At 40.9% G+C, this 21,561-nt stretch carries 28 protein-coding genes; 5 read left to right on the forward strand and 23 right to left on the reverse strand.

What is annotated here, in order from left to right:
- Nucleotides 1-89 precede the first annotated feature (89 nt).
- The 18 genes from J4G36_RS18840 to J4G36_RS09010 form a co-directional block, all read right to left on the reverse strand.
- Nucleotides 90-530, reverse strand: a complete 441-nt coding sequence (locus J4G36_RS18840; protein WP_368668741.1) for an HNH endonuclease — start codon at nt 528-530, stop codon at nt 90-92.
- A 256-nt stretch (nt 531-786) separates the two neighbouring features.
- Nucleotides 787-1,215 (reverse strand): DUF722 domain-containing protein, encoded by a 429-nt coding sequence (locus J4G36_RS08930; protein WP_210469665.1) that lies wholly within the window; start codon nt 1,213-1,215, stop codon nt 787-789.
- 218 nt (nt 1,216-1,433) lie between these two features.
- On the reverse strand, nt 1,434-1,640 hold the full coding sequence (locus tag J4G36_RS08935; protein WP_210469666.1) for a hypothetical protein: 207 nt from the start codon (nt 1,638-1,640) through the stop codon (nt 1,434-1,436).
- A 131-nt stretch (nt 1,641-1,771) separates the two neighbouring features.
- Complete coding sequence (locus J4G36_RS08940; protein ID WP_210469667.1) at nt 1,772-1,969, reverse strand: hypothetical protein; 198 nt, start codon at nt 1,967-1,969, stop codon at nt 1,772-1,774.
- A complete protein-coding gene (locus J4G36_RS08945; protein ID WP_210469668.1) occupies nt 1,966-2,190 on the reverse strand; it encodes a hypothetical protein in 225 nt (74 codons plus the stop codon). Before J4G36_RS08945 ends, J4G36_RS08940 begins: the two co-directional genes overlap by 4 nt.
- 4 nt (nt 2,191-2,194) lie before the next feature.
- Nucleotides 2,195-2,575: a RusA family crossover junction endodeoxyribonuclease gene (locus J4G36_RS08950; RefSeq protein WP_246880452.1), complete on the reverse strand. Its 381-nt coding sequence runs from the start codon at nt 2,573-2,575 to the stop codon at nt 2,195-2,197.
- 14 nt (nt 2,576-2,589) lie between these two features.
- Nucleotides 2,590-2,895: a MazG-like family protein gene (locus J4G36_RS08955; protein WP_210469670.1), complete on the reverse strand. Its 306-nt coding sequence runs from the start codon at nt 2,893-2,895 to the stop codon at nt 2,590-2,592.
- 368 nt (nt 2,896-3,263) lie between these two features.
- Nucleotides 3,264-5,486 carry an AAA family ATPase gene (locus tag J4G36_RS08960; RefSeq protein WP_210469671.1) on the reverse strand — a complete coding sequence of 741 codons (2,223 nt, stop codon included), beginning with the start codon at nt 5,484-5,486 and terminating at the stop codon, nt 3,264-3,266.
- Between the two features lie 69 nt (nt 5,487-5,555).
- Nucleotides 5,556-5,732 (reverse strand): hypothetical protein, encoded by a 177-nt coding sequence (locus J4G36_RS08965; protein ID WP_210469672.1) that lies wholly within the window; start codon nt 5,730-5,732, stop codon nt 5,556-5,558.
- Between the two features lie 33 nt (nt 5,733-5,765).
- Nucleotides 5,766-7,346: a DEAD/DEAH box helicase gene (locus J4G36_RS18845; protein ID WP_210469673.1), complete on the reverse strand. Its 1,581-nt coding sequence runs from the start codon at nt 7,344-7,346 to the stop codon at nt 5,766-5,768.
- Between the two features lie 12 nt (nt 7,347-7,358).
- On the reverse strand, nt 7,359-7,937 hold the full coding sequence (locus tag J4G36_RS08975; RefSeq protein WP_210469674.1) for a hypothetical protein: 579 nt from the start codon (nt 7,935-7,937) through the stop codon (nt 7,359-7,361).
- Nucleotides 7,938-7,965: 28 nt separating this feature from the next.
- Nucleotides 7,966-9,072: an ATP-binding protein gene (locus tag J4G36_RS08980; RefSeq protein WP_210469675.1), complete on the reverse strand. Its 1,107-nt coding sequence runs from the start codon at nt 9,070-9,072 to the stop codon at nt 7,966-7,968.
- A complete protein-coding gene (locus tag J4G36_RS08985) occupies nt 9,073-10,407 on the reverse strand; it encodes an AAA family ATPase (RefSeq protein WP_210469676.1) in 1,335 nt (444 codons plus the stop codon). It lies immediately after the preceding gene.
- A gap of 82 nt (nt 10,408-10,489) precedes the next feature.
- On the reverse strand, nt 10,490-10,690 hold the full coding sequence (locus tag J4G36_RS08990) for a hypothetical protein (protein WP_210469677.1): 201 nt from the start codon (nt 10,688-10,690) through the stop codon (nt 10,490-10,492).
- A 30-nt stretch (nt 10,691-10,720) separates the two neighbouring features.
- Nucleotides 10,721-10,906 (reverse strand): hypothetical protein, encoded by a 186-nt coding sequence (locus J4G36_RS08995; protein ID WP_210469678.1) that lies wholly within the window; start codon nt 10,904-10,906, stop codon nt 10,721-10,723.
- 94 nt (nt 10,907-11,000) lie between these two features.
- Nucleotides 11,001-11,237: a hypothetical protein gene (locus tag J4G36_RS09000; RefSeq protein WP_210469679.1), complete on the reverse strand. Its 237-nt coding sequence runs from the start codon at nt 11,235-11,237 to the stop codon at nt 11,001-11,003.
- Between the two features lie 105 nt (nt 11,238-11,342).
- Nucleotides 11,343-11,552, reverse strand: a complete 210-nt coding sequence (locus J4G36_RS09005) for a hypothetical protein (protein ID WP_210469680.1) — start codon at nt 11,550-11,552, stop codon at nt 11,343-11,345.
- A gap of 21 nt (nt 11,553-11,573) precedes the next feature.
- The gene (locus J4G36_RS09010; protein ID WP_210469681.1) at nt 11,574-11,792 is read right to left on the reverse strand and encodes a helix-turn-helix domain-containing protein; all 219 of its coding nucleotides are present in this window, start codon (nt 11,790-11,792) and stop codon (nt 11,574-11,576) included.
- A gap of 185 nt (nt 11,793-11,977) precedes the next feature.
- Here J4G36_RS09010 and J4G36_RS09015 point away from each other — a divergent pair, with 185 nt between their 5' ends.
- Both J4G36_RS09015 and J4G36_RS09020 read left to right on the forward strand, forming a co-directional pair.
- Nucleotides 11,978-12,661: a LexA family transcriptional regulator gene (locus tag J4G36_RS09015; RefSeq protein WP_210469682.1), complete on the forward strand. Its 684-nt coding sequence runs from the start codon at nt 11,978-11,980 to the stop codon at nt 12,659-12,661.
- Nucleotides 12,662-12,741: 80 nt separating this feature from the next.
- Nucleotides 12,742-14,121 (forward strand): recombinase family protein, encoded by a 1,380-nt coding sequence (locus tag J4G36_RS09020; protein ID WP_210469683.1) that lies wholly within the window; start codon nt 12,742-12,744, stop codon nt 14,119-14,121.
- On the opposite strand, the gene J4G36_RS09025 is transcribed toward J4G36_RS09020, so the two are convergent.
- Entirely contained in the window at nt 14,084-14,329 is a 246-nt protein-coding gene (locus tag J4G36_RS09025; protein ID WP_210469684.1) for a hypothetical protein, read from the reverse strand. The two genes, J4G36_RS09020 and J4G36_RS09025, sit on opposite strands and share 38 nt — an antisense overlap.
- 386 nt (nt 14,330-14,715) lie before the next feature.
- Between J4G36_RS09025 and J4G36_RS09030 the strand changes: the two genes are divergently transcribed.
- Entirely contained in the window at nt 14,716-15,492 is a 777-nt protein-coding gene (locus J4G36_RS09030; RefSeq protein WP_210469685.1) for an enoyl-CoA hydratase-related protein, read from the forward strand.
- Between the two features lie 42 nt (nt 15,493-15,534).
- Here J4G36_RS09030 and J4G36_RS09035 read toward each other — a convergent pair whose 3' ends face one another.
- Nucleotides 15,535-15,948, reverse strand: a complete 414-nt coding sequence (locus J4G36_RS09035; RefSeq protein ID WP_210469686.1) for a DUF1761 domain-containing protein — start codon at nt 15,946-15,948, stop codon at nt 15,535-15,537.
- A 124-nt stretch (nt 15,949-16,072) separates the two neighbouring features.
- Here J4G36_RS09035 and J4G36_RS09040 point away from each other — a divergent pair, with 124 nt between their 5' ends.
- Nucleotides 16,073-16,945 carry an RluA family pseudouridine synthase gene (locus J4G36_RS09040; protein ID WP_246880454.1) on the forward strand — a complete coding sequence of 291 codons (873 nt, stop codon included), beginning with the start codon at nt 16,073-16,075 and terminating at the stop codon, nt 16,943-16,945.
- Nucleotides 16,946-17,013: 68 nt separating this feature from the next.
- On the opposite strand, the gene J4G36_RS09045 is transcribed toward J4G36_RS09040, so the two are convergent.
- Both J4G36_RS09045 and J4G36_RS09050 read right to left on the reverse strand, forming a co-directional pair.
- Nucleotides 17,014-18,003: an ABC transporter permease gene (locus tag J4G36_RS09045; protein ID WP_368668768.1), complete on the reverse strand. Its 990-nt coding sequence runs from the start codon at nt 18,001-18,003 to the stop codon at nt 17,014-17,016.
- 40 nt (nt 18,004-18,043) lie between these two features.
- Nucleotides 18,044-18,769, reverse strand: coding sequence for an ABC transporter ATP-binding protein (locus J4G36_RS09050; protein ID WP_210469688.1), 726 nt, complete (start codon nt 18,767-18,769; stop codon nt 18,044-18,046).
- A 204-nt stretch (nt 18,770-18,973) separates the two neighbouring features.
- Here J4G36_RS09050 and J4G36_RS09055 point away from each other — a divergent pair, with 204 nt between their 5' ends.
- Nucleotides 18,974-19,294 (forward strand): alpha-helical endospore appendage domain-containing protein, encoded by a 321-nt coding sequence (locus J4G36_RS09055; RefSeq protein WP_210469689.1) that lies wholly within the window; start codon nt 18,974-18,976, stop codon nt 19,292-19,294.
- Nucleotides 19,295-19,394: 100 nt separating this feature from the next.
- Here the strand turns inward: J4G36_RS09055 and J4G36_RS09060 are convergent, their stop codons facing one another.
- Nucleotides 19,395-21,371, reverse strand: a complete 1,977-nt coding sequence (locus J4G36_RS09060; RefSeq protein ID WP_210469690.1) for a S9 family peptidase — start codon at nt 21,369-21,371, stop codon at nt 19,395-19,397.
- Nucleotides 21,372-21,561 lie beyond the last annotated feature (190 nt).

Consider the following 21,561-nt stretch of genomic DNA (forward strand, 5'->3'; position numbering starts at 1 on the left):
TGGGGGGTCTGTAAAAGTCGCGCGAGAAAATCTGCACAGTGACAGCGTGAAGGCCGAATGAGAAGAGAGGGAGGGTGGTATGCCCCCCTTTAAACTCTCCTTCTAACCCTTACCACTGTCCTCTTATTCCCTTGTTTTTCTTCCTTCTTATCTTCCTGTACTTGTTGCGGTTGATTACTGTTGTAATTCATCCAGTTGATACTTTGTGGCAAATTCCTATTGCCTACTACTTGCCGCTTAGTCTCATGTCCTTGCTTGAATATCTTGTCTGACTTCTGCCTGTTACACGTCCAGTGTGCCAGCTGTAGGTTGTCAATGTCACTCGGATGCCCATTCTTTGCGACTGGAATGATATGGTCGGCAGTCGCACTCATAGGGTGGGGGACCTTCAGTGAGAAGTCTACCGGGTGTCCACAGATACCACAGGTGTTTTGTGTAGCAAAGATGCGCTTTCTATTGCGTTCATAGTTAGCACGGTGGGCTCCTTTTCTATCTGCTCTGATGTATATCACCCCATTAAAAAACCACACCTAAGATAGTGATGGTGTAGTGATAATTTTGCTTATCTATTAGTTTAGTAGTTATAAAAAATAACCACACCCGAAGATTAGTTAGACACCAACATGGTTGCGTATTTCCGTACGCTGATTATTAAACATCGTGTGATAGAGTTTAAAATTTTATGTTAGAATCTTCGAGTGTGATTTAAAAAAGAAAGGGGGACTGTGTGGAAACATTACCACAATATCACAATAACACGATTCTACTCTTCAAAACGGACATCATTCACCACAGCCCCAATTTTTCTGCAGTAGCCACAACGATCATATCTCGTATACGTCTAGCATGTCTTTCTGAGAAGTTGGTTTCCATCGCTATCTTGTCCCACTTCTTCGAATGCTTCGTGAAATATCGTGAACGAGCAACCTTTTTATAATCATCTGGTAGACTGTTGAACACGTCCTCGATTACCTTCACGTTAGTTTCTAGCGTTCTATACTGCCCGCCTTTTCTTAGGCGTTCTTTCTTCAATGCCTGTGCTTCTGTGGGATTGCTAGTCGCCCCTTTGCCTTTGATATCCGCGTTGTCATCCACATAATTGATTACGTCCATTTCGATGTCACGCATTTTTGTGATCATGTCGTTGTAACGGAACCACAATGATTCGATATATTTAAACGTCGGTCCAGTCACCTCGTAGTCTAGTTTTAACACTACTGAATTCACCCCTTTAATAAAACCCTTAATGCCTTTCTATAACAATCGCGACACAATTCTTTACCGTAATTTCGAACTCGATCAGCTTTACATTCGACACAAATCTTTTTAGTTGATTCTTTTAGTTTCACAACCGATCAACTCCCCCATATACTTTTTGTTTACAGTCTTTACATATGACAACCGATTTCAATCCGTCGAAGTATCGAGTAACCTTATCGCTTTTCTTTTTGCATTTGTGACACTGTTTCATCGAGTTCCCTCCTAACCCAACGGCCCGCTTTATCCACAAGCCATTTTAGATTTGCAGTGCTGACCGTAATTGTTATATCAAAATCATTTTCTTGTAATACGTTCTCGAGTTGTTCTAATTTCACAATATCTTTTGGATTGCCGTTATTTTTTCGTCCGTGTCTTGCCATTCTGCACACCACCCTGATATTGGTTTTTGTGTCGTAAAGCATAAGTTTCGCCATCGTACTAAATTACCGTCGGTGTTCCCTTTTTGACTTTTAAAATTTTAACAGTTGGCGTTGGATTGATGATGATCGGTTCAATCATTTCGACATCCCCTTGCTGCCAAACTAACTAAGAATCCTAAATCTTGTTCATTCAAAATCGGCGTAGTGAATCTTTCTTTAGCGCTGTTAATATAATCCCTGATGTCCTTCAATCGTTCCGTATCAGACTTCATCAGTTCATTCGCTTGGTTTAACGCTGCCTGTTTTTCTTCATACGTGTAGTTGGTCATTTTCCTCTTCTCCCTTCTGCGTATACGTCTTCCAGCCATTCGTACAACATCGCCATTTGCTTTACGACTAGACTGTTATTGCCGTATTTGTTTCCGATTTCGCCCATGGAATGAGTAACCCACTTCCAAAACTGATTGCTTTCCATTCCGTGCTGGACCGCTTGTTGATTGACTTGATTTATCCATTCGGCTACTTCTCCGAAAAAGGCTTTATAATCCACACGCTCACACCTCTTCGATTTTTATATAAATCCCTGGAAGGCTTGCCCAAAACTTCTCGGCTATTAAACTGACAACTAAACTATCATCTTTCCAAAATCCAAGATCAGTCATGCAATCGAATAAAAGCTTTTGACTATTATCCACGTCCGGCCTTGTTGTTTTCCATTCACCATTCTGTCGTTTGCCTGTAATCGGAAAACACCATTTCACGATTAATTGAACGGGACCTGTAAACTTCTTCTCTGGAACGTGTTTGCCCAGGTGAGCCATCAGGAGCGCTCGTGCTGCTTTTAAATCGTTCGGCTCATAGAACACAGGTTTGCCGTTTACAACTCGCACTGCCTTCTGCTGATGTGTTGTCGTGGGTACTTTTTTAAGTGGCATGAAGAACTCCACTCTCATGTATAATCATCTTCTTTCACAAAGACACCGTTTATCATTTTGCCTTTGCGGTTTCGTATTTCGTCATAAGCTGCCGCAACACAATCCTCAATCTCCAAATCAAGCTGCATCGATAGAATCGTTAAAACTACGAACATATCACCGATGGCGTCTTTCACTTCATCATTTTTTCCTTTCGCCATTCCCTCGCAAAGCTCACCGAATTCTTCACCTAATTTTAGAATCTGTTTATTCGGATCCGCGGTATCTAAATTTCTAGCAATCGCCCACTGTTTAATTTCAAGCGTTAATCTTTGTAACATATTTCATTCCTCCACTTTTTCACATTTCATTTTTTAAATTTTGGTTTTTCTGCATTGTCACGGTAAAGGGGAAAGTGAGTGGCGGGCGTAAGCAAAGCCCACCACCTTTTTCCTCTGTGACGAACGTGAGAGGGACAGGGACATTTACCTATATGTAATATAGGGTTTGTCTGTCCCTCTGTCCCAAGCCGCTTCACAAACTTTCGAACGTTGATTTGATAGGGTTTTCAAAGGACAAAGACGGAAACGTCATGTCCCTGTCCCTCGACATTGTGAAAAGCCCTCTAAGGACAGGGACAAAGTTATAATTGTCCTTACTGTCCTTTGTTCTAGGGACAGGGACAGTATGCTAATGTCCCTTCTGTCCCTCATAGTTTTTGTGTTACAATTCCTTCGTGAACATCGAAATGTTTATGCTCTTTTATCCGTCTACGGACTGTTTTTTCAGTCACGCCCATGAATTCCGCTATCGATTCTACTGTGATTTCTTCATCTATTGAGCATGCTTCATAGGCTAATTCCAGCGCTTGCAGTCGCTCTATTTTGCGTTCAGCTGCCGTCTTTTTCGTACCCTTGCCCTTGCCTTTTTTCTGCCATGGTGGAGTTTCACCTTCTGGTTCGATGTCTTTCAGGCTGCCCACTTCATCTACTTTATGGATTGGATACTGGAACCACATATTGACGGGGTCAAAGCTCGGATACTCTCGCAATGTACCCTCAACGCGCCACGCCGTGCGAATACGGGTCTGTTTGATAGCTGTAGTCATTTCTTCATTAATCGCGGCTATATGGTCGGGAATCGCCTTAGTTGCGTGGTCACCCATCGCTATCACACTAAGTAAATCATCTTGTGAAATACGTTCGTCCAAGTAATTGAAATTGTATTTTTCGAAGTATTTCTGATAAATGGCGCAAGCTACTTTGTTTTCTTCTTGCTTCATTAAATCTTCCGTAAGCTCCAACTCAGTCAAGTCGATAAGCGCATCTGGATCACGTGCGAATACTCCGGAACCACTTGCTCTATCCATCGACTTCTTACTACCTTGCGAGCCTTTACTATGGTGATGACAATAGATAACGCCGCAACCTAATTCAGTCGCTATCTTGTCGAATTGATTCGTGAAATGTGCCATCTGGTCCGCACTGTTTTCATCACCCGTTAAGACTTTATAAATCGGGTCAATGATAACCGCGATGTAATTCTCTTTAGCTGCGCGTCTGATTAATTTGGGAGCCAACTTATCCAATGGCACTGATTTACCACGTAAGTTCCAGACGTCAATGTTGGCTAAATTATCGGGCTCCCAACCTAATGCGGCGTATACGTCTTTGAATCGATGCAATGCGGATGCTCTATCTAATTCAAGGTTTACATAGAGAACTTTTCCTTTCGTGCATTCCCAATTAATCCACTTCTTACCTTCTGCAATCGCAATACTTAACGCGATTAATGCGAATGATTTACCCGCTTTCGATGGTCCGGCCATTAACAATTTATGACCTTGCCGTAAAAGTCCTTCTATTAAAGGTGGAGATAAGTTAGGCATGTCATCCCAAAAATCTGTTAAACTTTCAGGATCCGGCAAATCATCGTTTATGCCTTCAATCCACTCATGCCAATCATCCCAATTTGATTTACCAATGTTCGTATCAATAAGGAACTGTTTTTTGCCATTTCGTTCAACACCCGGCATCCGTGATAATCGGGAAGGATTACGATTCTGATTGTCGATGTTCAATCCATTCTTGTTACAAATGTTGTAGAGATAATCGACACGCTTTCGGTATTCATCGTAATTGGCTGCATCAACTTTTACGATGGCGTGAATGCTTTTCTTACCGCTGAATACTAATGCGGCAATAGGTAATTCTAATTCACGAACTATCGCGTTTTGTTTCTCCAAATCCATCGTGTCGGATTCGACTAATGCGTATTTAAATTCCGTTACGTTATCATTTTTTACACCTTTCCCATCAAGCGGATTGAACCTTATCCATGCGCCTGCTTCCGGATTGTAATCACCGAATACTGCGCCTAAATCTCCGTTCGATTGACCTAATGCCTGAATCAATTCCCCTGCAGTTCGGTCGTAATTACCTTTAGTCGGCAAATGCTTACCGTCTTCTGTTTCCCAGGTCGATGTAACATAGCCTACGTTTTCCGATACATCGAATAACGTTTCTAAATATCTAGTAAGTTCTTGAACTGGATTCCAAGTGGCTGGCTCTCTGATTTCCATTCCTTCAATCCAGTTCTTATCGATGACGACATAATCGTCTTTACCGGAAATTTCGTCATTCCAATCGAGCTCATGATCTTCCCGGTTTCCTTTAGGAGCCCAGCCGTTATCTTTGGCCAACTGCGTAATGGTTGCGCCTGTCACTGGTGAGCCGGAGCCTTCGAATGTCGTCCATTTCTGGAAACACTCCCCCGGTTTATGACGAGGGTCCGAACTGCTCCAATTATCCCAATCGGCTGCTGTATATCCTTCGTGTTTGAGCGCCATGCCTACGTTGACCCACTCTTGGTAATTCAAGTAAGCAGGGTCAATGTATTCCAATAGCGGAATCAAATCCATTTTAATTTCCATAGGCTATCACAACCTTCTATTTTAAAATTCATGTATCAAATTTAGTTTGGCGTTTAGTCGTTCTGCTGATTAATTGATTAACTTATCAAGAAATGCGTCTTGAGTTATTTCTTCCAGATTAACAAGCTCATCATCGCCCTTAACATGCCTGAAATGATGCTCCCCAACACTGACAAATAGATCTCCTACATCATTGATAAAATACCCCTTGTCATTTTTCATGATGTAATTATCTAGCCAATTCATAAGAACTCCTCCTCAACCTTATGTGTCGAATGTTCATTCTGGTTTGTATTCCTTTGGATTGATTCCTGGTGGATTTCTCCAACCATTGCCGGCAATTCTATCAATCAAGTTTTTGGCACCATCGAATGACCAAGCACCAACATGTTCAAATCCTCTTTGCTCCAAGAATCGAATCTGTTTCGGAGTTGTCATTCCTTCTTGTCGGCGCTTATCCAGTCGCTCTAATAGTTTCGTAGCTTTCCCCGCGTTCTCAACTTGGTCGGGTAATATGCCTAGCTTTTCGAGCGTTTTAACTTGCTGTTCGCTTGGTGGTCCCATTTCCCAACCGAATGATGGAACGTAGCTGGATAAGTCTTCGGCTTGAATACTCATTTCGAATTGCAATGGATCCACTAGCTTTCGTTTTCTCCGTTTCATTTCCGCTAGTTGCTTGGCAAGCGCTTCTTCACGCTGGGCAACAACGTCTTCTGCTGCTGTTTGTTCGACCATTTCCAAATCTAAAGGAACGCCTGCAGCTTCAATTTGCTTCGTCATTGCCTGGGCGACTTCATCGTTTTCAGCAATTAAATGCGCTGGATGACAAAGTTCATGCCTGTCTGTATGCCAAAGGAAATCGAGCAACAATAATTCAGTTTTACCTTCAAATAGTCGGGTACCGCGCCCCACCATTTGTGAATATAGGCTTCTAACTCTTGTCGGACGTAACACAACTACACAATCCACTGATGGGCAATCCCAACCTTCTGTGAGTAGCATCGAGTTACATAAGACGTTATATCTATCATTCTCGAAATCTTGCAAAACTTCCGCGCGGTCTTTGGACTCTCCGTTGACTTCTGCAGCTCTAAATCCTTTTCGATTCAATATTTCTGTAAACTTTTGACTTGTCGCAACCAATGGAAGGAAAACGACTATCTTTCTGTCACTTGCATTTTTGACCATTTCATCCGCAATCGATTCCAAGTAAGGATCTAATGCGCTACCCAAATCTCGTGAAGAGAAATCGCCTGCCTGTTGTCCGACTGCTGATAAATCAACTTTCAAGGGTAGCGTTAATGCTTTAATCGGGCTTAAATATCCTTCTTTAATCGCCTTCGGTAACGTGTACTCATAGGCTAAACTTTCATAGTAATCACCTAAATTTCGCATGTCTCCACGGTCAGGTGTAGCTGTCACGCCTAACACGTTCGCATTTTCGAAATACGCTAACACTCGTTGGTAACTATCGGAAATACTGTGATGTGCTTCATCAATAATGATAGTGTCGAAAAAGTCTTTATCGAATTGTTCAAGTCGTTTTTCTCGCATCATCGTTTGTACACTTCCAACGACTACCCGGTACCAACTACCAATAGATGTTTCTTGTGCTTTTTCAGTCGCTGTTTTCAATCCTGTAGCTTGTTCCAATTTGTCTGCAGCCTGATCTAATAATTCACCCCGATGGGCAAGGACGAGAACCCTCTCGCCCCGCTTCACCCGGTCTTCAATTACTTTACTGAATACAATTGTTTTTCCTGTGCCCGTAGGAAGGACCAACAGTGTGTTTTTGATTCCGTTCTCCCATTCCTTTTGAATCGCTTCCCTCGCACCTTCTTGATAGTGTCTGAGTTTCACTGTTTTCCCTCCTTAAAATTGACCTGGCGTAAACCCTCCACCTTGTTGTGGTGGTGTATTTGTCGGAAATGGCGCTTGTGTTGTCGGTTGTTGCGGTTGAGCCGGTGGCTGTGTTGGTACTTGCTGTGCCGGTTGTTGATAAGTTGGTTGTTGTGTCACTTGCGGTACTTCCGCTGGATCGTAAAACGTGTCTACTTGGTTATTCGTGCGTTCGTTTCCCTCTTTGTCGGTATATTTATTGATAATCAACTTGCATCGACCTGTAGAACCTACAACCGCATTCCAATTCATCCGTAGCGGTTCGCCTTTTTTCTTCTGTCCGATTCCCGTAAAGAAGTTTGAAAGGAAACCTTCCGTTCTTGTGTGGAGAAGTAATCTGTGGAAAACAGTAACCTCTCCATTCTCCGGACTTTGAATTTTCAACTCTAAATTCGCTTGGTTACAAGCAGGCATTTTTTCGCTCCCCTGGAATCGTCCACGTTTGAAACCAGCCACCGTAAAATTGTAATCTCCTGCAGGTAATACGATAAATTCGGGACCATCATTTACTATCTCATCGTCCCAACCTAATTCTCTTTCATTCTGTGTCATTATTTGTTCCTCCTAATAGTTTTATAGTTTAAAACGGCATATCTTTTCTTAATTGTTCAATCCCGGCAAATACCTGAGCCCAGGCCCCAACAAGTACGCCATCAATAAACGTTGGGTCATAGTTGATAATCGGTGTATCTAATGGGTAGTAACCTTTTTGGCTTACTATTGTTTGAATCTCGAATTCTAGTACATTGTTTTGCTCCATCAATACACGTAACGATTGTGGAATGTTTGGGTCTAGTCCTCCACCTTGTTGCGATGGTGCCGTATTCTGTACCGGTGCCTGTTCTGGTGACGCTACTGGTGGCGCCTGTGGTGTTTCAACGACTGACGACTGACTTGGTGCTGTTTGCTGAATAGTCGGTTGTGGTTGAACTGGTGGTGCCTGTGTTGGTTCCACTTGCGGTACCGCATTAAAAATATGTGCAATTTGCGCGTAATCCATCGGCATTTCATCAGGTAAGTTGTGCCTGTTTTTAGCGTCCCAAGCAGGATGATGTGTCGCATACATAGTCCGCGTCCCGCCTTGTCCTTTATATTTTTTTCCTTTGTCGTCAGTTGCGACACTAAACGTTTTGTAATTTAGGAACAGAACCATGTCAGCCCATTCTTTAACTAGTGCCGCAGTTCTTGCAGTTGTTTTATTACCTAGCTTTAATTCATAACGATCATAAGCACCCATTTCATCAGGTTGTTCAAATCGTACAATTTGAGAATGTGCAGTAAGAACTACGTTGATACCAATTTCCACCAAGTCAGAAAGACGATTTAATAATTTCCCCATCCTTTCTGATAGTTGAATGAATCCCTCACCGTAACCGAAACCCGTAATGCTTTTCTTACCCGCTTCACTTACGACAGCATCAATAACGATTTGTTCAGCCCAGTCAATCGTGTCGATAATCAATGTCTTGCATGGTCGATTATTTTTCACGAAATCAATTTGTTGTTCAAGGTAGGTCATAGAGGTAGGTCTGTCCATTCGAGCTACTTCCATATTTGAAGTACTTCCTTCCGTGTCGATAAATAAAGGATCTGGAAATTGTGCAGCTAATGAAGACTTTCCGATTCCTTCTGGACCATAAAGGACCACTTTTTGTGCTTTAGCAATTTTGCCTGTTGTGATTTGCATTTAAAACTCCCCCGCTTTCCACGTAGTTGTTGGTGGTGCTATTGGTGCTGTTGCTCGTACTTCTGGAATGATAGGTTGTCCGTCCACGTAACCGTCCTCAATAATGATGGAACACTCTTCACCAGTGCTTACTCGTGTTGCAATTGCCTGTAAGCCTTCATCTTCCAACCACTGACCAAATTCTCTTAACGATTCCAAGTCCATTTGTTCTAATTTGTCCAAGATGATAAAACCACAATTAGGCTTAAGCTTGCGGACAATCGCTGTAGAGACTTTCAGTTGGTCAGAACCGCTCATGTTGTCCCATTTTTGCCCGTTATAGATGAGCTCACCGTCTGCTACACCCAAACCTTCTAATGGTAGATTTGCATTTGTTAGTAGGTCGGATTTTTGTTTACGTAGATCATTAATGGCAACCGTTAATTTGTCGTATTGAGCACGGTATTCGTGTGCATCTGTTTCCGCTTTATCCTTATCCAAATTAGCGCGTACTTTTCTATTAATTTCATCGACTTGTTGGATATTCCGTTGTAATTCATCCGTTGACTCATCATGCAAGTCTAGTGCTGATTTACGGGCTGTTTCCAAGTCAGCAGCTGTTTGAGTATGCTTTTCATTCATGGCTTGCAATTGATTCGTAAGCTCTTGAATTTGCTGATTTAAATGAGCGATACTATTCTCTTCTTGTTGAAACTGATATTGAATTTGTGATACTTGTTCGCGCTTTCGTTGATTTTCACCATTCTGTGCTAGAATCGCTTGTTGCTGTTGAATCAAATCTGATGCACTGATAGGCTCTTTTGGAGCATCCGGATAGAAGGTTTGTTCATCCGCAAACTTCTTCTTTTGGTCTGCAATTTGACCGATTGTTAAACGTTTGTTGTATAACTCTTGTTCTTCTTTTTCCATCTGGAAAAGCTTTTCGCCTACTCCGATGATTTGCAGTAAAGTGTCGGCTTTTTCTTTGCTAGTAGAATTAATGAATTTCGGCAAATCAATCGCCAATTCTTCGACGAAACTATTTAATAATTGTTGACCGGCCTTTTCACCATTGGGATCAACAACTTTCAAATCGCTATTTTTACCTTTACGTTCTACAACCAGTCCATTCGACAATACAATGTGGAGATATGGTGCTGTCATGCTTCCCTCTCGTTGTGCCTGGGATGGACGATACTTATTTCCACCTAGCCCCCAAGCGATTGAATCGAGTATGCTTGTCTTGCCTTGTCCGTTTCTGCCGCCGATAACCGTTAAACCGTTTGGTGTCGGTTCGATTTTGACAGCTTTTACACGTTTCACATTTTCAATTTCTAATTTATTAATTTTAATCACGGTTTTTCCCCTTTCTAATTTACGTGTTATAATTAAGTTGACATTTTTATTGTTACAAGCGGCCCTCTGCAAAGGGTCGTTTTTATTTTTTAATTTCGCGATATTCCCAAATATCCATTTCATCAACTTCCGCGCCTTGCATAGCGTTGTGCCAGTCAATTTTCGAATCTACTAAGTTGTCTTTCTGATGTTCTGTTAAAGCTTCAAATTCTTCTTCTGTCATATCTAACTCGACCGAAAATCTTGCTTTCAGAACTGCATTTCCATAAACATTGATAGCCATCTTTCTCTCCACCTTTCAAAGTTTCATAGATTAACCAATAACGCTAAATTTGACGTCTGGATTATATTCAATGACATTTTTCACGAGATCCCTTACAGGCTTTTGGAAAAACGACTTTGCTACACTTACACCGTCGACATTAATCAGCCACATACCTTCTTCGTCTTGCCAAACTTCCAGTTCAATAGTTTCTGTTGCTTCAACATTTATTGCCATACTTATCACCACCCCTCAATAAACGCTTCAATAATGGCTACCGCAATAAAGACGCCAATCATCAGACCATAAACTAATTTATCCTTTGCCGTTATCATGCGACGTCCAAGTAAGTTAGAAACGTGTAGGCATTTTCAAGCGGTTTCAGATTGCTGAAGAATCCATCTGCTTTAATATCTGTCCATTCCTCAAGTGTGTAGCCGAAAGCCCATTCTTTGCCGTGTATATCAAACATCTTTGCATAAGCCGCTTCGACATCTTTTGCGAAAATCACTTGATAGCGATTATTGTTCGTGTGCGCTTGTCCGAATGTGAAGTAATATTTTTTCATACCATTTTCCTCCCTTTTTTTATTCAGTCTGCTTGTACATCAAAATCACATAACCTAATAAAAACGGTGTTAGGTAAAGCACGATCGATAACTTATCTAGTAGACTTAGCATTCGGACACCTTCTTTTCATATTTAGTAGTCCAACAACCGTTCTCCCTTTTGTAGACCCTGCGCTCATAACCATTCGCAACATCAGATATCGGTTCACATTCAGCCCTCAACGTCCATGCAGGTTCCAACAATTCCGATAGTCCAACAGGTGTTTCGATTTTTTCACCTTCAAACGTTAAGTGAGGTACCACTATTTTGTGCATGTCGAGCACCTTCTTTCTTTATTATTGATGCGGTTCTTCAACGTCTGATTTTTCGAACAGGTACTCCATTGACAAATCGTTGAAAAAGTTCTTTTTAATTGCGTATGCTTCGTCGTAGTAAAAACGGAATTTCCCATTCACCTTGTCATTCACTGTTGCATAGCGAACATCCAGAAATTCAGCGACGTCTACCATAGTTATTCCAGACCTAGCCATTTCGGCTTTAAGATTTCTGTACATGTTTCCTCCTCCTTTTATACGCAACTGCGTTTCATTAAATCAAACTATAAACGCAGTTGCGTATAAAGTCAACCATAAAAACCGCTTTTTCGCTAATTTTCGCACAACATGAACTAAAATGAGTATAACGTCATTGACTTCATACGAAATTCCGTATACAATTATAAGTGTTAGGGGGTGAAATTTTGAAAAGGGCCGAAGTGATAGAGAGTTTAATAGATAGAGACTGGTCAAGTAAGAAGAAGTTTGCTGAAAACATAGGAATACCGCCTACAACACTCCAATCCATACTTACGAGAGGAGTAGGTAAAGCATCTGTAGACAACATCATTAAAGTTTGTAAGGGATTGGGTATAACGGTAGAGCGATTAGAAGAATTGTCTAATCAGACTGATGCCGATAAGATTATGGAAATCTTCGGCAATCATGAAACTAATATTGATGGTCAATATGATTATTACCCAATACCAGTCGCAGCAGGATTACCGACATCTATTGAAGGGATTTCAAGTGATGACGTTCAAAAGATTTCTATACCAAATGCAGTTATGGGTAAATGGGCAAACCATAATGATATTTTCACGATGAAGGTTAACGGGGATTCGATGAATAATATTTTCCCGCACGGATCACTAATAGCTGTTAAGAAAGTAGAATTTGAACAATTGAGGACTGATGACATTGTAGTTTTTAGCGATGAACATGAATACTCGGTTAAACGTTATTACAACGATGTTGAAAACGAAAGAATCATATTTAGTCCTGACTCGACCGATAGAAGTTTTACTGATTACTCTATTTCATATCAAGAGGCTAAAAGCTTAAAAATTCACGGAAAAGTTGTAGTGTACATTGTGGAATTAGATTAATTACTAGCGCTAGCAATTAAAAAAAGAGCAGCATCCTCATATGGATTGTCTGCTCTTTACTTTTATATGGAGGTAATACTATGGAACAGCCGAAAAGAGTAGCCCTATACAGTCGTTACAGTTCGAATGCACAGGACGGTAACTACAGCATAGAAATACAAACAGAACGAATGGAAGCAACATGTAAGTCCAAGGGATGGATTGTGGGCGACTATTTCAGCGATGCTGCATACTCAGGGGCGAATATGGATCGCCCAGATTTACAAAGTTTATTATCAAGGCTAGATGAATTCGACGTGATAATGGTATACCGATTAGACCGCCTTTCCCGCTCGCAAAGGGATACTATGGAATTGATTCAAGACTATTTCTTAAAGAATGGTAAAGCCTTCGTATCCGTATCTGAAACGCTCGACACTACAACACCATTCGGTATGGCTATGATTGGCATTCTGGCCGTGTTTGCTGAGTTGGAGAGAGCAACAATCACTGAACGCATGCAAGCCGGTATACAAAAGCGTGTGCAGTCTGGTTATCGCCAGTTAGGTGGTAATCATATGCCGACTGGATATAAGCGGGGTCCCGAATCCACTTTGATTATTGATGATCAACAAGCTGATAAAGTAAAGCGCATATTTGATTTATATGAGAAGTTCCATTCAATCACCGTTATTCAAAGGAAATTAAAAGAAGAAGGTTACGCTGGTAGACGGTTTACCACAATTCGACAGATATTAAGCAATCGTCTGTATATCGGGAAAGTAAGCTATAAAGGAGAAGAGTATGAAGGGGTTCACGAACCAATTATTTTAGAAGAACAATTTGACCGTGTACAAGCATTACTTGCAAGACATCCACCAGGAAAAAATGCCGGAAAAGCAAAAGAAAGTTTATTCGGCTCCTTCATCACTTGTGGGAAATGCGGAGAATTGTATACCGCATATAGCTATAGGGTAAAGAATCAAACCAAAGGTGACTATTATGTCAGGTCATATATCTGTCGGGCTCGACGTTTCCCAAGCGAATATGATGAAAAATGTTTTAACGAAACAATGAAAAACGATATTATAGAATCTTTATTTTTAAGTGAATTACAAGGTATGATAACTATGAGGAGATCTTCTACTGCCAAACCGAAACAAAAAAAGAATTATGATTTGATGATTCGTCGCGTAGAAGAAAGAATTAATCGATTGATTGATTTGTATTCGGATGGTGACATCGAAAAAGAGGTTTTGCGAAGTAAAATTGGAACCCTGAACGAAGAAAAAAAAGCACTGTTAAAAAAGCAATCATCAGATATACAAGGGGAAAAAATACACATCGATTTAAAGCAACTGGACGATTACATCATCGATTTCAGTAACTTCGAATTTACCGAGAAAAGAGCAATTGTAGAAAAGGTACTGGATGGTATTATCGTTAACGGTAACTCCATAACTTTTGAATGGGCGTTTTAAACATAAATGTTCGGTCTTCATTTTTGGTCGCCCAAACGGCATGAATCAGATGAGGACGATTTCTAGCTGTGCTTTCAAATAACTCATCCGATGCGCGTTGTTGAAGTGGGGTTAGTTTGCCTGCCCAAGCCAATATGTGATTCTTGGGATAAACAGGTTCAGGTCCATTCCAAGTAACGAGCGTCGTGCATGAAGAAACTCTCCCCATTTTGAGACAATGTCTGCAGTAAACACAAGATCCTTTACATTTTGCGCAATCGAAAGTTGTAAATCTTGATTGGGTATTGTTTTCACAACGATTACATTGAAATAAGGTGTTATGAAACAAGGAATTCTTTTTCTTAATACCAGGAATTGTTTGAACAAAACCTGCTGAGATATGCGCATCAATTACTTTTGAATTAAACGGAATGTGATCGCGAAGCCATATGCGCCCCGTTAGAAAACTTTGAAAGGAAATATCAACAAAATCAGCCAATGAAATCACGCTCTTTCTAGGCTGTGAAGGATTCAAAAATACAATCGTTATGGTAGAACTAGCAGAAACATGGTATGTTTTACATAAGGAAAATGACAATAAAGGGGGATTTACAAATGGAACTAATTCGTTATGAACAAAAGGGGAATCTTGCTTACGTCACATTAAACCGACCGGAAGCAATGAATGCATTTAATTATGACATGTTGGTTGAATTAGGGCAAATCACAGAAGCAATCCGCATTAATCCAGATATTCGCGTCGTCATCTTCACGGGATCCGGGGACCGCGCTTTTAGTGTCGGCGCAGACTTGAAAGAACGAAAAACGTTGACTGAAATACAAGTTAAACGCAATGTTTTTAAAATCGGCGAAGTTTTTTCATCGGTAGCTTCATTGCCGCAGCCGACTATCGCCATGATGAATGGTTATGCATTTGGCGGCGGTATGGAACTGGCGTTAGCATGCGATTTCCGTATTGCAAGTGAAACTGCGGTTATGGGCTTAACAGAGACAAGTTTGGCCATAATTCCAGGAGCAGGGGGCACACAACGCTTGCCAAGATTAATCGGAGAAACGAAAGCGCTAGAACTTATTTTAACTGCCCGTCGACTGAAAGCCATGGAAGCGTTAGATTACGGAATGGTGACGAAAGTTTCTGAACCGGAAAACCTTATTAGTGAAACAACAGAATTTGCGGAGTCCATGTTAGCGAACGGGCCCATTGCATTGCAACAAGCGAAATTCGCGATTAAGCAAGGAATGAATGCTGACCTACATACTGGTCTTGGGATTGAACGGAAAGCTTATGAAATTACAATTCCAACAAATGACCGGATAGAAGCATTAACTGCTTTCAGTGAAAAACGCAAACCTCAATTTAAAGGAAATTAATTTAAATTATGTAGAGGGGGTCGTATCCCCTCTCTTTTTACCTTACTTTACAAAAAAAGCAATAATAATTCCCATTACGGTAAGGGAAACGATATGATAGCCGGCACTAATTATAAACAACGTGTACTTTCTTCCTTCAAAAAAGGTTGGCGACAATTCGCGTGCGCTGGCAATCCCTAAACCAGCTAAAAATCCAATTAACGCCCCTCCGCCGATGGTCACCGAATCTTGCATCGATATAAATAGCGATAGAACGATAGCAGAAATGATGCCAGCAAGCGTTGTTAGACCATAGCCGATATTAGCATTGGATGTCTGAAGTTCTGCCATCCTTTTCCCAAGGCTTTTCATCCATATATTTGCAAACAGTACCGGCGAATACCATAAAGCCCCGATAATCATATTGGCAATGACAGCAAATACGATTGCTAAAATACTTAGTTGTGATAAATCCATTCTTTCCCTCCTAAGTAATGGTTTGATAGGTAAGCTATAGCATAGTATATAGATTGTATTTCATGTCATAGTTGATGAATTGTATTATTAAATCATTTTATCAAAATATAAAAGGATGTTATGTATGAATAGAAATGATGAATGGATTGTTAAAGAACCAAATGAACTATTAAAGTACTTATATGAAGTCTTGTCCAGTCGGAGTCGTAATTCCGTTAAAGGAATTTTAAGTCGCGGCCAGGTTTTGGTAAACGGAAAAGTATCTACGCAATTTAATGACCCTTTAAATCCTGGAGATCGGGTACAAATTCATGCGCGGGTGGCGACAAATGAGGTGAAAATGACCGGCGTTACGATTTTGCATGAAGATAATGATTTGATTGTTATTGAAAAAGAACCTGGCTTGTTGTCGATTGCATCCGAAGATGAAAAACACTTGACAGCCTATCGTCAACTGACGGATTATGTCAGGAACGTTAATCAGAAAAACCGTATTTTTGTTGTACATCGATTAGATCGTGACACTTCAGGGGTAATGGTATTTGCGAAAAATAAGGAAGCCCAGCAAACCCTTCAAAATTCATGGCAAGAATCTGTTCATGAACGCGCTTATATCGCGCTCGTTGAAGGTGCCGTGAAAAAAGACGGTACGGTTACTTCTTGGTTGACTGAAAATAAGATGTTCATGGTCTACTCAAGTCCTAGACCGAATGATGGAAAAAAGGCAATCACTCATTACAAAGTGCTGCAATCCAACAAGAACTTCTCGTTGTTGCAAGTGAATTTGGATACTGGGCGGAAAAACCAAATCCGTGTTCATATGCAAGATATCGGGCATCCTGTTGTCGGTGATAAAAAGTACGGTTCACGTAATAATGTAATCGGTCGACTTGGACTTCATGCAAATGCCATTGAATTAAAGCATCCAACAACTGGTGAATCAATGCGTTTCGAATCCAAAACGCCCGCGTCATTTACACGGCCGTTCAATAAATAATTAGAGCGAGTACTAGAGTATTTCATGATTCTGGTACTCATTTTTACTTTAGCCATGTGTTCTACCCGCTAAATCTTTCTGTACTTGCGAAGTGCAACGATGTTTATGCTGATAAATAGTAGCGAAAAACCGACTAAGAATACCAGGTCCAAATAGATTGCTTCCCAACCATATCCTCTAACCATCACATTCCGCAATGCCTCAGCCGCATAATAAAGCGGCGTGATATAACCAATCCAACTTAACCAATCAGAAATTGTCTCTAAATTAAATAATCCCGAAAAAAACACTTGCGGAATCACAATAATAGGTATGAATTGCATCATTTGAAGTTCATTATTCGCAAAGGATGACAGTAAAATACCGAGCGTCAGCGCGGATAAGGCAAGAAGTAATGTAATGAGTAAAACATAGCCAAAAGCACCTTCCATAACCATTCCGAGAACATATATTGCATAAGCAACGATAATTGTCGATTGAATCATTGTAAATAATCCAAACCCCATTACATAGCCGATGACAATTTCCCATCGACGAAGCGGACTCGCAAGCAAACGTTCTAGTGTGCCTGTTGTACGTTCCCGTAAAAACGAAACACCGGCAATTAAAAACACAAAGAAGAATACGAAAAATCCGACCAGAACAGGTCCGAAGTAATCGAACATACCCATGTCATTCGAGCCGTGGAAATACTTGATTGTCGGCTCATGCACATTACTATTTGATTGGCTCGTAGGCATTGCTTGTTGAAACCACTTCATAGTCGCACTGGAGACACTTGGATCACTACCTTCAAGAACAACAGTAGGTTTATTTCCATCGAAAACTAAATAGCCGTCAATCGTTCGTGCGGCCAAATCTTTTTCCGCTTTTTTTTCATCAACATAAGTAGTGACAATTGCACCATTAACGTTCATGTGATCGACTATCTCATTGGGTATATCCACGAATCCAATTTTAGGCACATATTCTTCATTTCCAAATACAAAGTGGAGCATTGTTAGAACGAATATTGGTGCAATAATGAGCAATCCCACATTCCGTTTATCGCGAATAATTTATCGTAATATCCTTTTTGTTAAAGCGATAATCCTCACATTACGCACCTCCATAAACGAGAAATGCTTCTTCGATAGACTTTGAGTTTGTCTGTTTTTTTAATTCTTGGGTGGTGCCGACCGCAATTAGTCGTCCATCCCGAATCATTCCGAGTCGATCACATTTTTCCGCTTCGTCCATAACATGAGTCGTAACAATAATGGTAATTCCGTTTTGTTTTAACTTACTAAAAGCTTCCCAAATGCTTCGCCTTAACACAGGGTCGATTCCAACAGTAGGTTCATCGAGAATTAAAACCTTTGGTTCATGTAGCATGGCAATTGCCAATGACAATCGCCTTTTCATCCCGCCAGAATATTTGGACACCAATTTTGTTACATCATTTGAAAGTTGAACTAGTTCCATTACTTCTTTAATTCTGTGCGTCTGCTTCTCCCCTTTCAAACCATATAGTTCCGAGAAGAATAGCAAATTCTCATTTGTGGTGAGGTCATCATACAATGCATCGGACTGCGCCATGTAACCAATGCTGTTAATTAATTTTAATGTAGGCATTTTCTCTTGAAATAAATACACTTCGCCAGAGGTCGGTAGGTCTAAACCAGTTAACTGTTTTACAAGTGTCGTTTTACCAGCCCCTGATGGCCCTAAAATTCCGAAAATTTCTCCCTCAAAAATTTTCAAGTTGATGTCTTCAAGTACTTGCTGTATCCCAAACTTTTTCGATACGTGATTAATCGAAATACTTTCTCCTAACTCTTGCATCCAGCACACCTCTCCTTCATCGTCAGTGAGTACTTACTACTAATATAACAAACTCCAATGCATTAATAGTGAATATTCTCTCAACTATTTATAGTATATTTTCAAATCTGGTTATTAGTACAAGTCCTCCGTCGTCCTCCGTCTCAAACCACATATAGTAAGTATGTTCGGACAAACAGAAACAACCAGAAGGAGGTGAATTAAATGGATCAAAGACAAGCATTTGCACATATGCAAAACTTAATGGGTATAAGCGAAGGCAACGGTGATTTCTTGGGTGACCTAGTCATCTTTTCCGCTGTCCTCACAGAATTCGCACTAACAGACATTCTTTTCGCTGAAGCAGATAAAATTAGAGCAGCGATTTGTTTACCTGATGTTACAGCTGACCAATTGGCTTCTGTTGATACTTCTGTCTCGCAAGTATTAGAACAAATCTGTTGTATCGAAAAACGAGTCATTGGTAAAATCGATCGCGGTATTGAACTTAGAAATTACGAAGAAGTAGAAGAAGGACCTTGCTAATCTGAACAGACGTGTTCAACCACTGAATCTGGGTGCCTTTTACATTTCAATGGGGACAAGCAAAAAAGAGAGGGATTGATACCCTCTCCTTTTTTGATTCCTATAGATATTTTGCAAACCATCCTGTAATTTCATCTAATCTAGCTATGCGCAAGTTCGGTATACCTGTACGTGATAAGTTATGATCTGCGTCCGGGAAACGTACAAACTCTGTTTCCTTCCCCATACTTTTCAACGTGATGTATAGCTGCTCTGCTTGTTCGATTGGACAACGGAAATCTTTTTCACTATGCAAAATCAACAATGGCGTTTCAACATTTTTCGCGTATTTCAATGGGGAGATATCCCAAAGTTTCTCCACGTCATTCATATCCGCCCCGTGTTGCCAGTCGTTAAAGTAATACCCGATATCAGATACACCGTAGAAACTGATCCAGTTCGAGATTGAGCGTTGTGTAACGGCCGCTTTGAATTTATCCGTGTGTCCGACAATCCAATTCGTCATGAAGCCGCCGTAACTTCCACCTGTCACACCAAGTCGGTCAGTATCAATCCACTCGTTTTGACCGATGACGAAATCAAGACCTGCTATGATGTCTTCATAGTCTCCGCGGCCGTAATCACCGCGCACTGCGTCAACAAACGCTTGACTATAACCATGACTTCCTCGCGGATTGACGTACAATACACCGTATCCTTGAGCGGCTAAAACCTGCATTTCATGGAAAAATGAATTTGCGTACATCGCAGCCGGACCGCCGTGGATTTCAACAATCAATGGATACTTTTGACCTTCTTCAAAGCCCGCGGGTTTCATCAACCAACCATGAACATTCCAATCTTTTGCGCCTTTATAGACAATCGCTTCTGGCTCTACAAGTTCAACTTCTTCCAAATATGAGCGATTAACAGTAGTTAACGTCACTCGCTCTCCCGTCGCGATTGTTTGTTTATACAACTCGCCAGGGTTCACCGCGTCACTAACCGCCACAATTGCAAACTCACCGTCAGTCGATACGTCATAGCCATAAATATGTTCATTTTCAGGAGATGCCGGATAAACCGCACCATCAAGCGAAGCGAAATAGAGTCTTACATCGCCCATTGTCGTCAATTGGAAATACAACTGATTGTCTTGTGTCCAGACTGCTGCTGGTGCACTTGCACCTTGCTGGTGATCTGCGACCGCATAATCACCAACCGGTGAATCTATACTTTCGGTTAGACAAACCGTGCTTCCGTCTTCACTGTCAAAGACAAATAATTTGGCTTGCGTCGCGTTTTTGAATGTATTTTCGGATCCTGTATAAGCAATATATCGATCATCATATGAAAACGTCGCACCGCCAAAATACCCTTCTTCATCAACGAGCACCGTTTCTTCCTTCGATTCAACATCGACTATGTATAGTGGCTGACGGAATTCGAAGTCCTGGTTTTCCTTGCGATTAACGCCGATGACAACTTTCTTCCCATCATGTGAAATCGCTTGAAGCGCATATTGATGATTTCCTTCTGTGAACTGCGTGATTTCACCCGATTCAATATCTACAATACCAATTTGGCGGTATGCATCCCCGGGGAGTAGTCCGATGCCGTCCATTTGATATTTCATTTTTGTCACGCGGTATGGTTCCGGATTTTTCTTCTCATCATTTTCTTCTTTATCCGTGAACGACTTGCCTTCTTTTACGACCGCATTGACCCATACTTTTTTACCGCATGGAGACCAAAGAAAACTCGTTACCCCTTTTTCAAGGGCTGTCAGCTTCTGTGCTTCTCCGCCTCTAGAAGGCAAGATATACACTTGATTTTTCTCCTCACGGTTTGACAAAAAAGCAATGTTCTTCCCATCAGATGACCAAGACGGTGAAGACACTCTGTCTTTTCCGTGCGTCCATTGCGTTACTTCATTTGATTCCAATTCTACATGAAATAAATTCGAGATATACTTATTTTCTTCTTCATCAATTTGTGTCTGTATAAATACCGCCTCTTTGCCATTCGGCGACAACTGCGGATTTGTTACAGATGTTAATGTAAACAAATCATTTACTTTTAAATTACGTTTTCCCAACATTAATTCCTCCTAATTCTTTCGACTAGTAGTATATATCAATCTATTCTACCAATTTATCTATGTATTGCCCAGCTAAACAAATATATATAATTGCTTTGCATCATATGTTTTTTCACCCCAGTACAATGAACTCTTCGAAAAGGTTTCAAATAAAAATGGTCCTCCCTAATTTCTAAGGGAGGTCCTG

Source organism: Sporosarcina sp. 6E9, assembly GCF_017921835.1.
Classification (GTDB): Bacteria; Bacillota; Bacilli; order Bacillales_A; family Planococcaceae; genus Sporosarcina.

Bases quoted from the DNA above. Each gene is read 5' to 3' on its own strand.
- J4G36_RS08935 (WP_210469666.1), bottom strand. From the start codon at position 1,640: ATGGCAAGACACGGACGAAAAAATAACGGCAATCCAAAAGATATTGTG.
- J4G36_RS08940 (WP_210469667.1), bottom strand. From the start codon at position 1,969: ATGACCAACTACACGTATGAAGAAAAACAGGCAGCGTTAAACCAAGCG.
- J4G36_RS08950 (WP_246880452.1), bottom strand. From the start codon at position 2,575: ATGCCACTTAAAAAAGTACCCACGACAACACATCAGCAGAAGGCAGTG.
- J4G36_RS08955 (WP_210469670.1), bottom strand. From the start codon at position 2,895: ATGTTACAAAGATTAACGCTTGAAATTAAACAGTGGGCGATTGCTAGA.
- J4G36_RS08960 (WP_210469671.1), bottom strand. From the start codon at position 5,486: ATGGAAATTAAAATGGATTTGATTCCGCTATTGGAATACATTGACCCT.
- J4G36_RS08965 (WP_210469672.1), bottom strand. From the start codon at position 5,732: ATGAATTGGCTAGATAATTACATCATGAAAAATGACAAGGGGTATTTT.
- J4G36_RS08975 (WP_210469674.1), bottom strand. From the start codon at position 7,937: ATGACACAGAATGAAAGAGAATTAGGTTGGGACGATGAGATAGTAAAT.
- J4G36_RS08980 (WP_210469675.1), bottom strand. From the start codon at position 9,072: ATGCAAATCACAACAGGCAAAATTGCTAAAGCACAAAAAGTGGTCCTT.
- J4G36_RS08990 (WP_210469677.1), bottom strand. From the start codon at position 10,690: ATGGCTATCAATGTTTATGGAAATGCAGTTCTGAAAGCAAGATTTTCG.
- J4G36_RS08995 (WP_210469678.1), bottom strand. From the start codon at position 10,906: ATGGCAATAAATGTTGAAGCAACAGAAACTATTGAACTGGAAGTTTGG.
- J4G36_RS09000 (WP_210469679.1), bottom strand. From the start codon at position 11,237: ATGAAAAAATATTACTTCACATTCGGACAAGCGCACACGAACAATAAT.
- J4G36_RS09005 (WP_210469680.1), bottom strand. From the start codon at position 11,552: ATGCACAAAATAGTGGTACCTCACTTAACGTTTGAAGGTGAAAAAATC.
- J4G36_RS09010 (WP_210469681.1), bottom strand. From the start codon at position 11,792: ATGTACAGAAATCTTAAAGCCGAAATGGCTAGGTCTGGAATAACTATG.
- J4G36_RS09020 (WP_210469683.1), top strand. From the start codon at position 12,742: ATGGAACAGCCGAAAAGAGTAGCCCTATACAGTCGTTACAGTTCGAAT.
- J4G36_RS09025 (WP_210469684.1), bottom strand. From the start codon at position 14,329: ATGGGGAGAGTTTCTTCATGCACGACGCTCGTTACTTGGAATGGACCT.
- J4G36_RS09030 (WP_210469685.1), top strand. From the start codon at position 14,716: ATGGAACTAATTCGTTATGAACAAAAGGGGAATCTTGCTTACGTCACA.
- J4G36_RS09035 (WP_210469686.1), bottom strand. From the start codon at position 15,948: ATGGATTTATCACAACTAAGTATTTTAGCAATCGTATTTGCTGTCATT.
- J4G36_RS09040 (WP_246880454.1), top strand. From the start codon at position 16,073: ATGAATAGAAATGATGAATGGATTGTTAAAGAACCAAATGAACTATTA.
- J4G36_RS09050 (WP_210469688.1), bottom strand. From the start codon at position 18,769: ATGCAAGAGTTAGGAGAAAGTATTTCGATTAATCACGTATCGAAAAAG.
- J4G36_RS09055 (WP_210469689.1), top strand. From the start codon at position 18,974: ATGGATCAAAGACAAGCATTTGCACATATGCAAAACTTAATGGGTATA.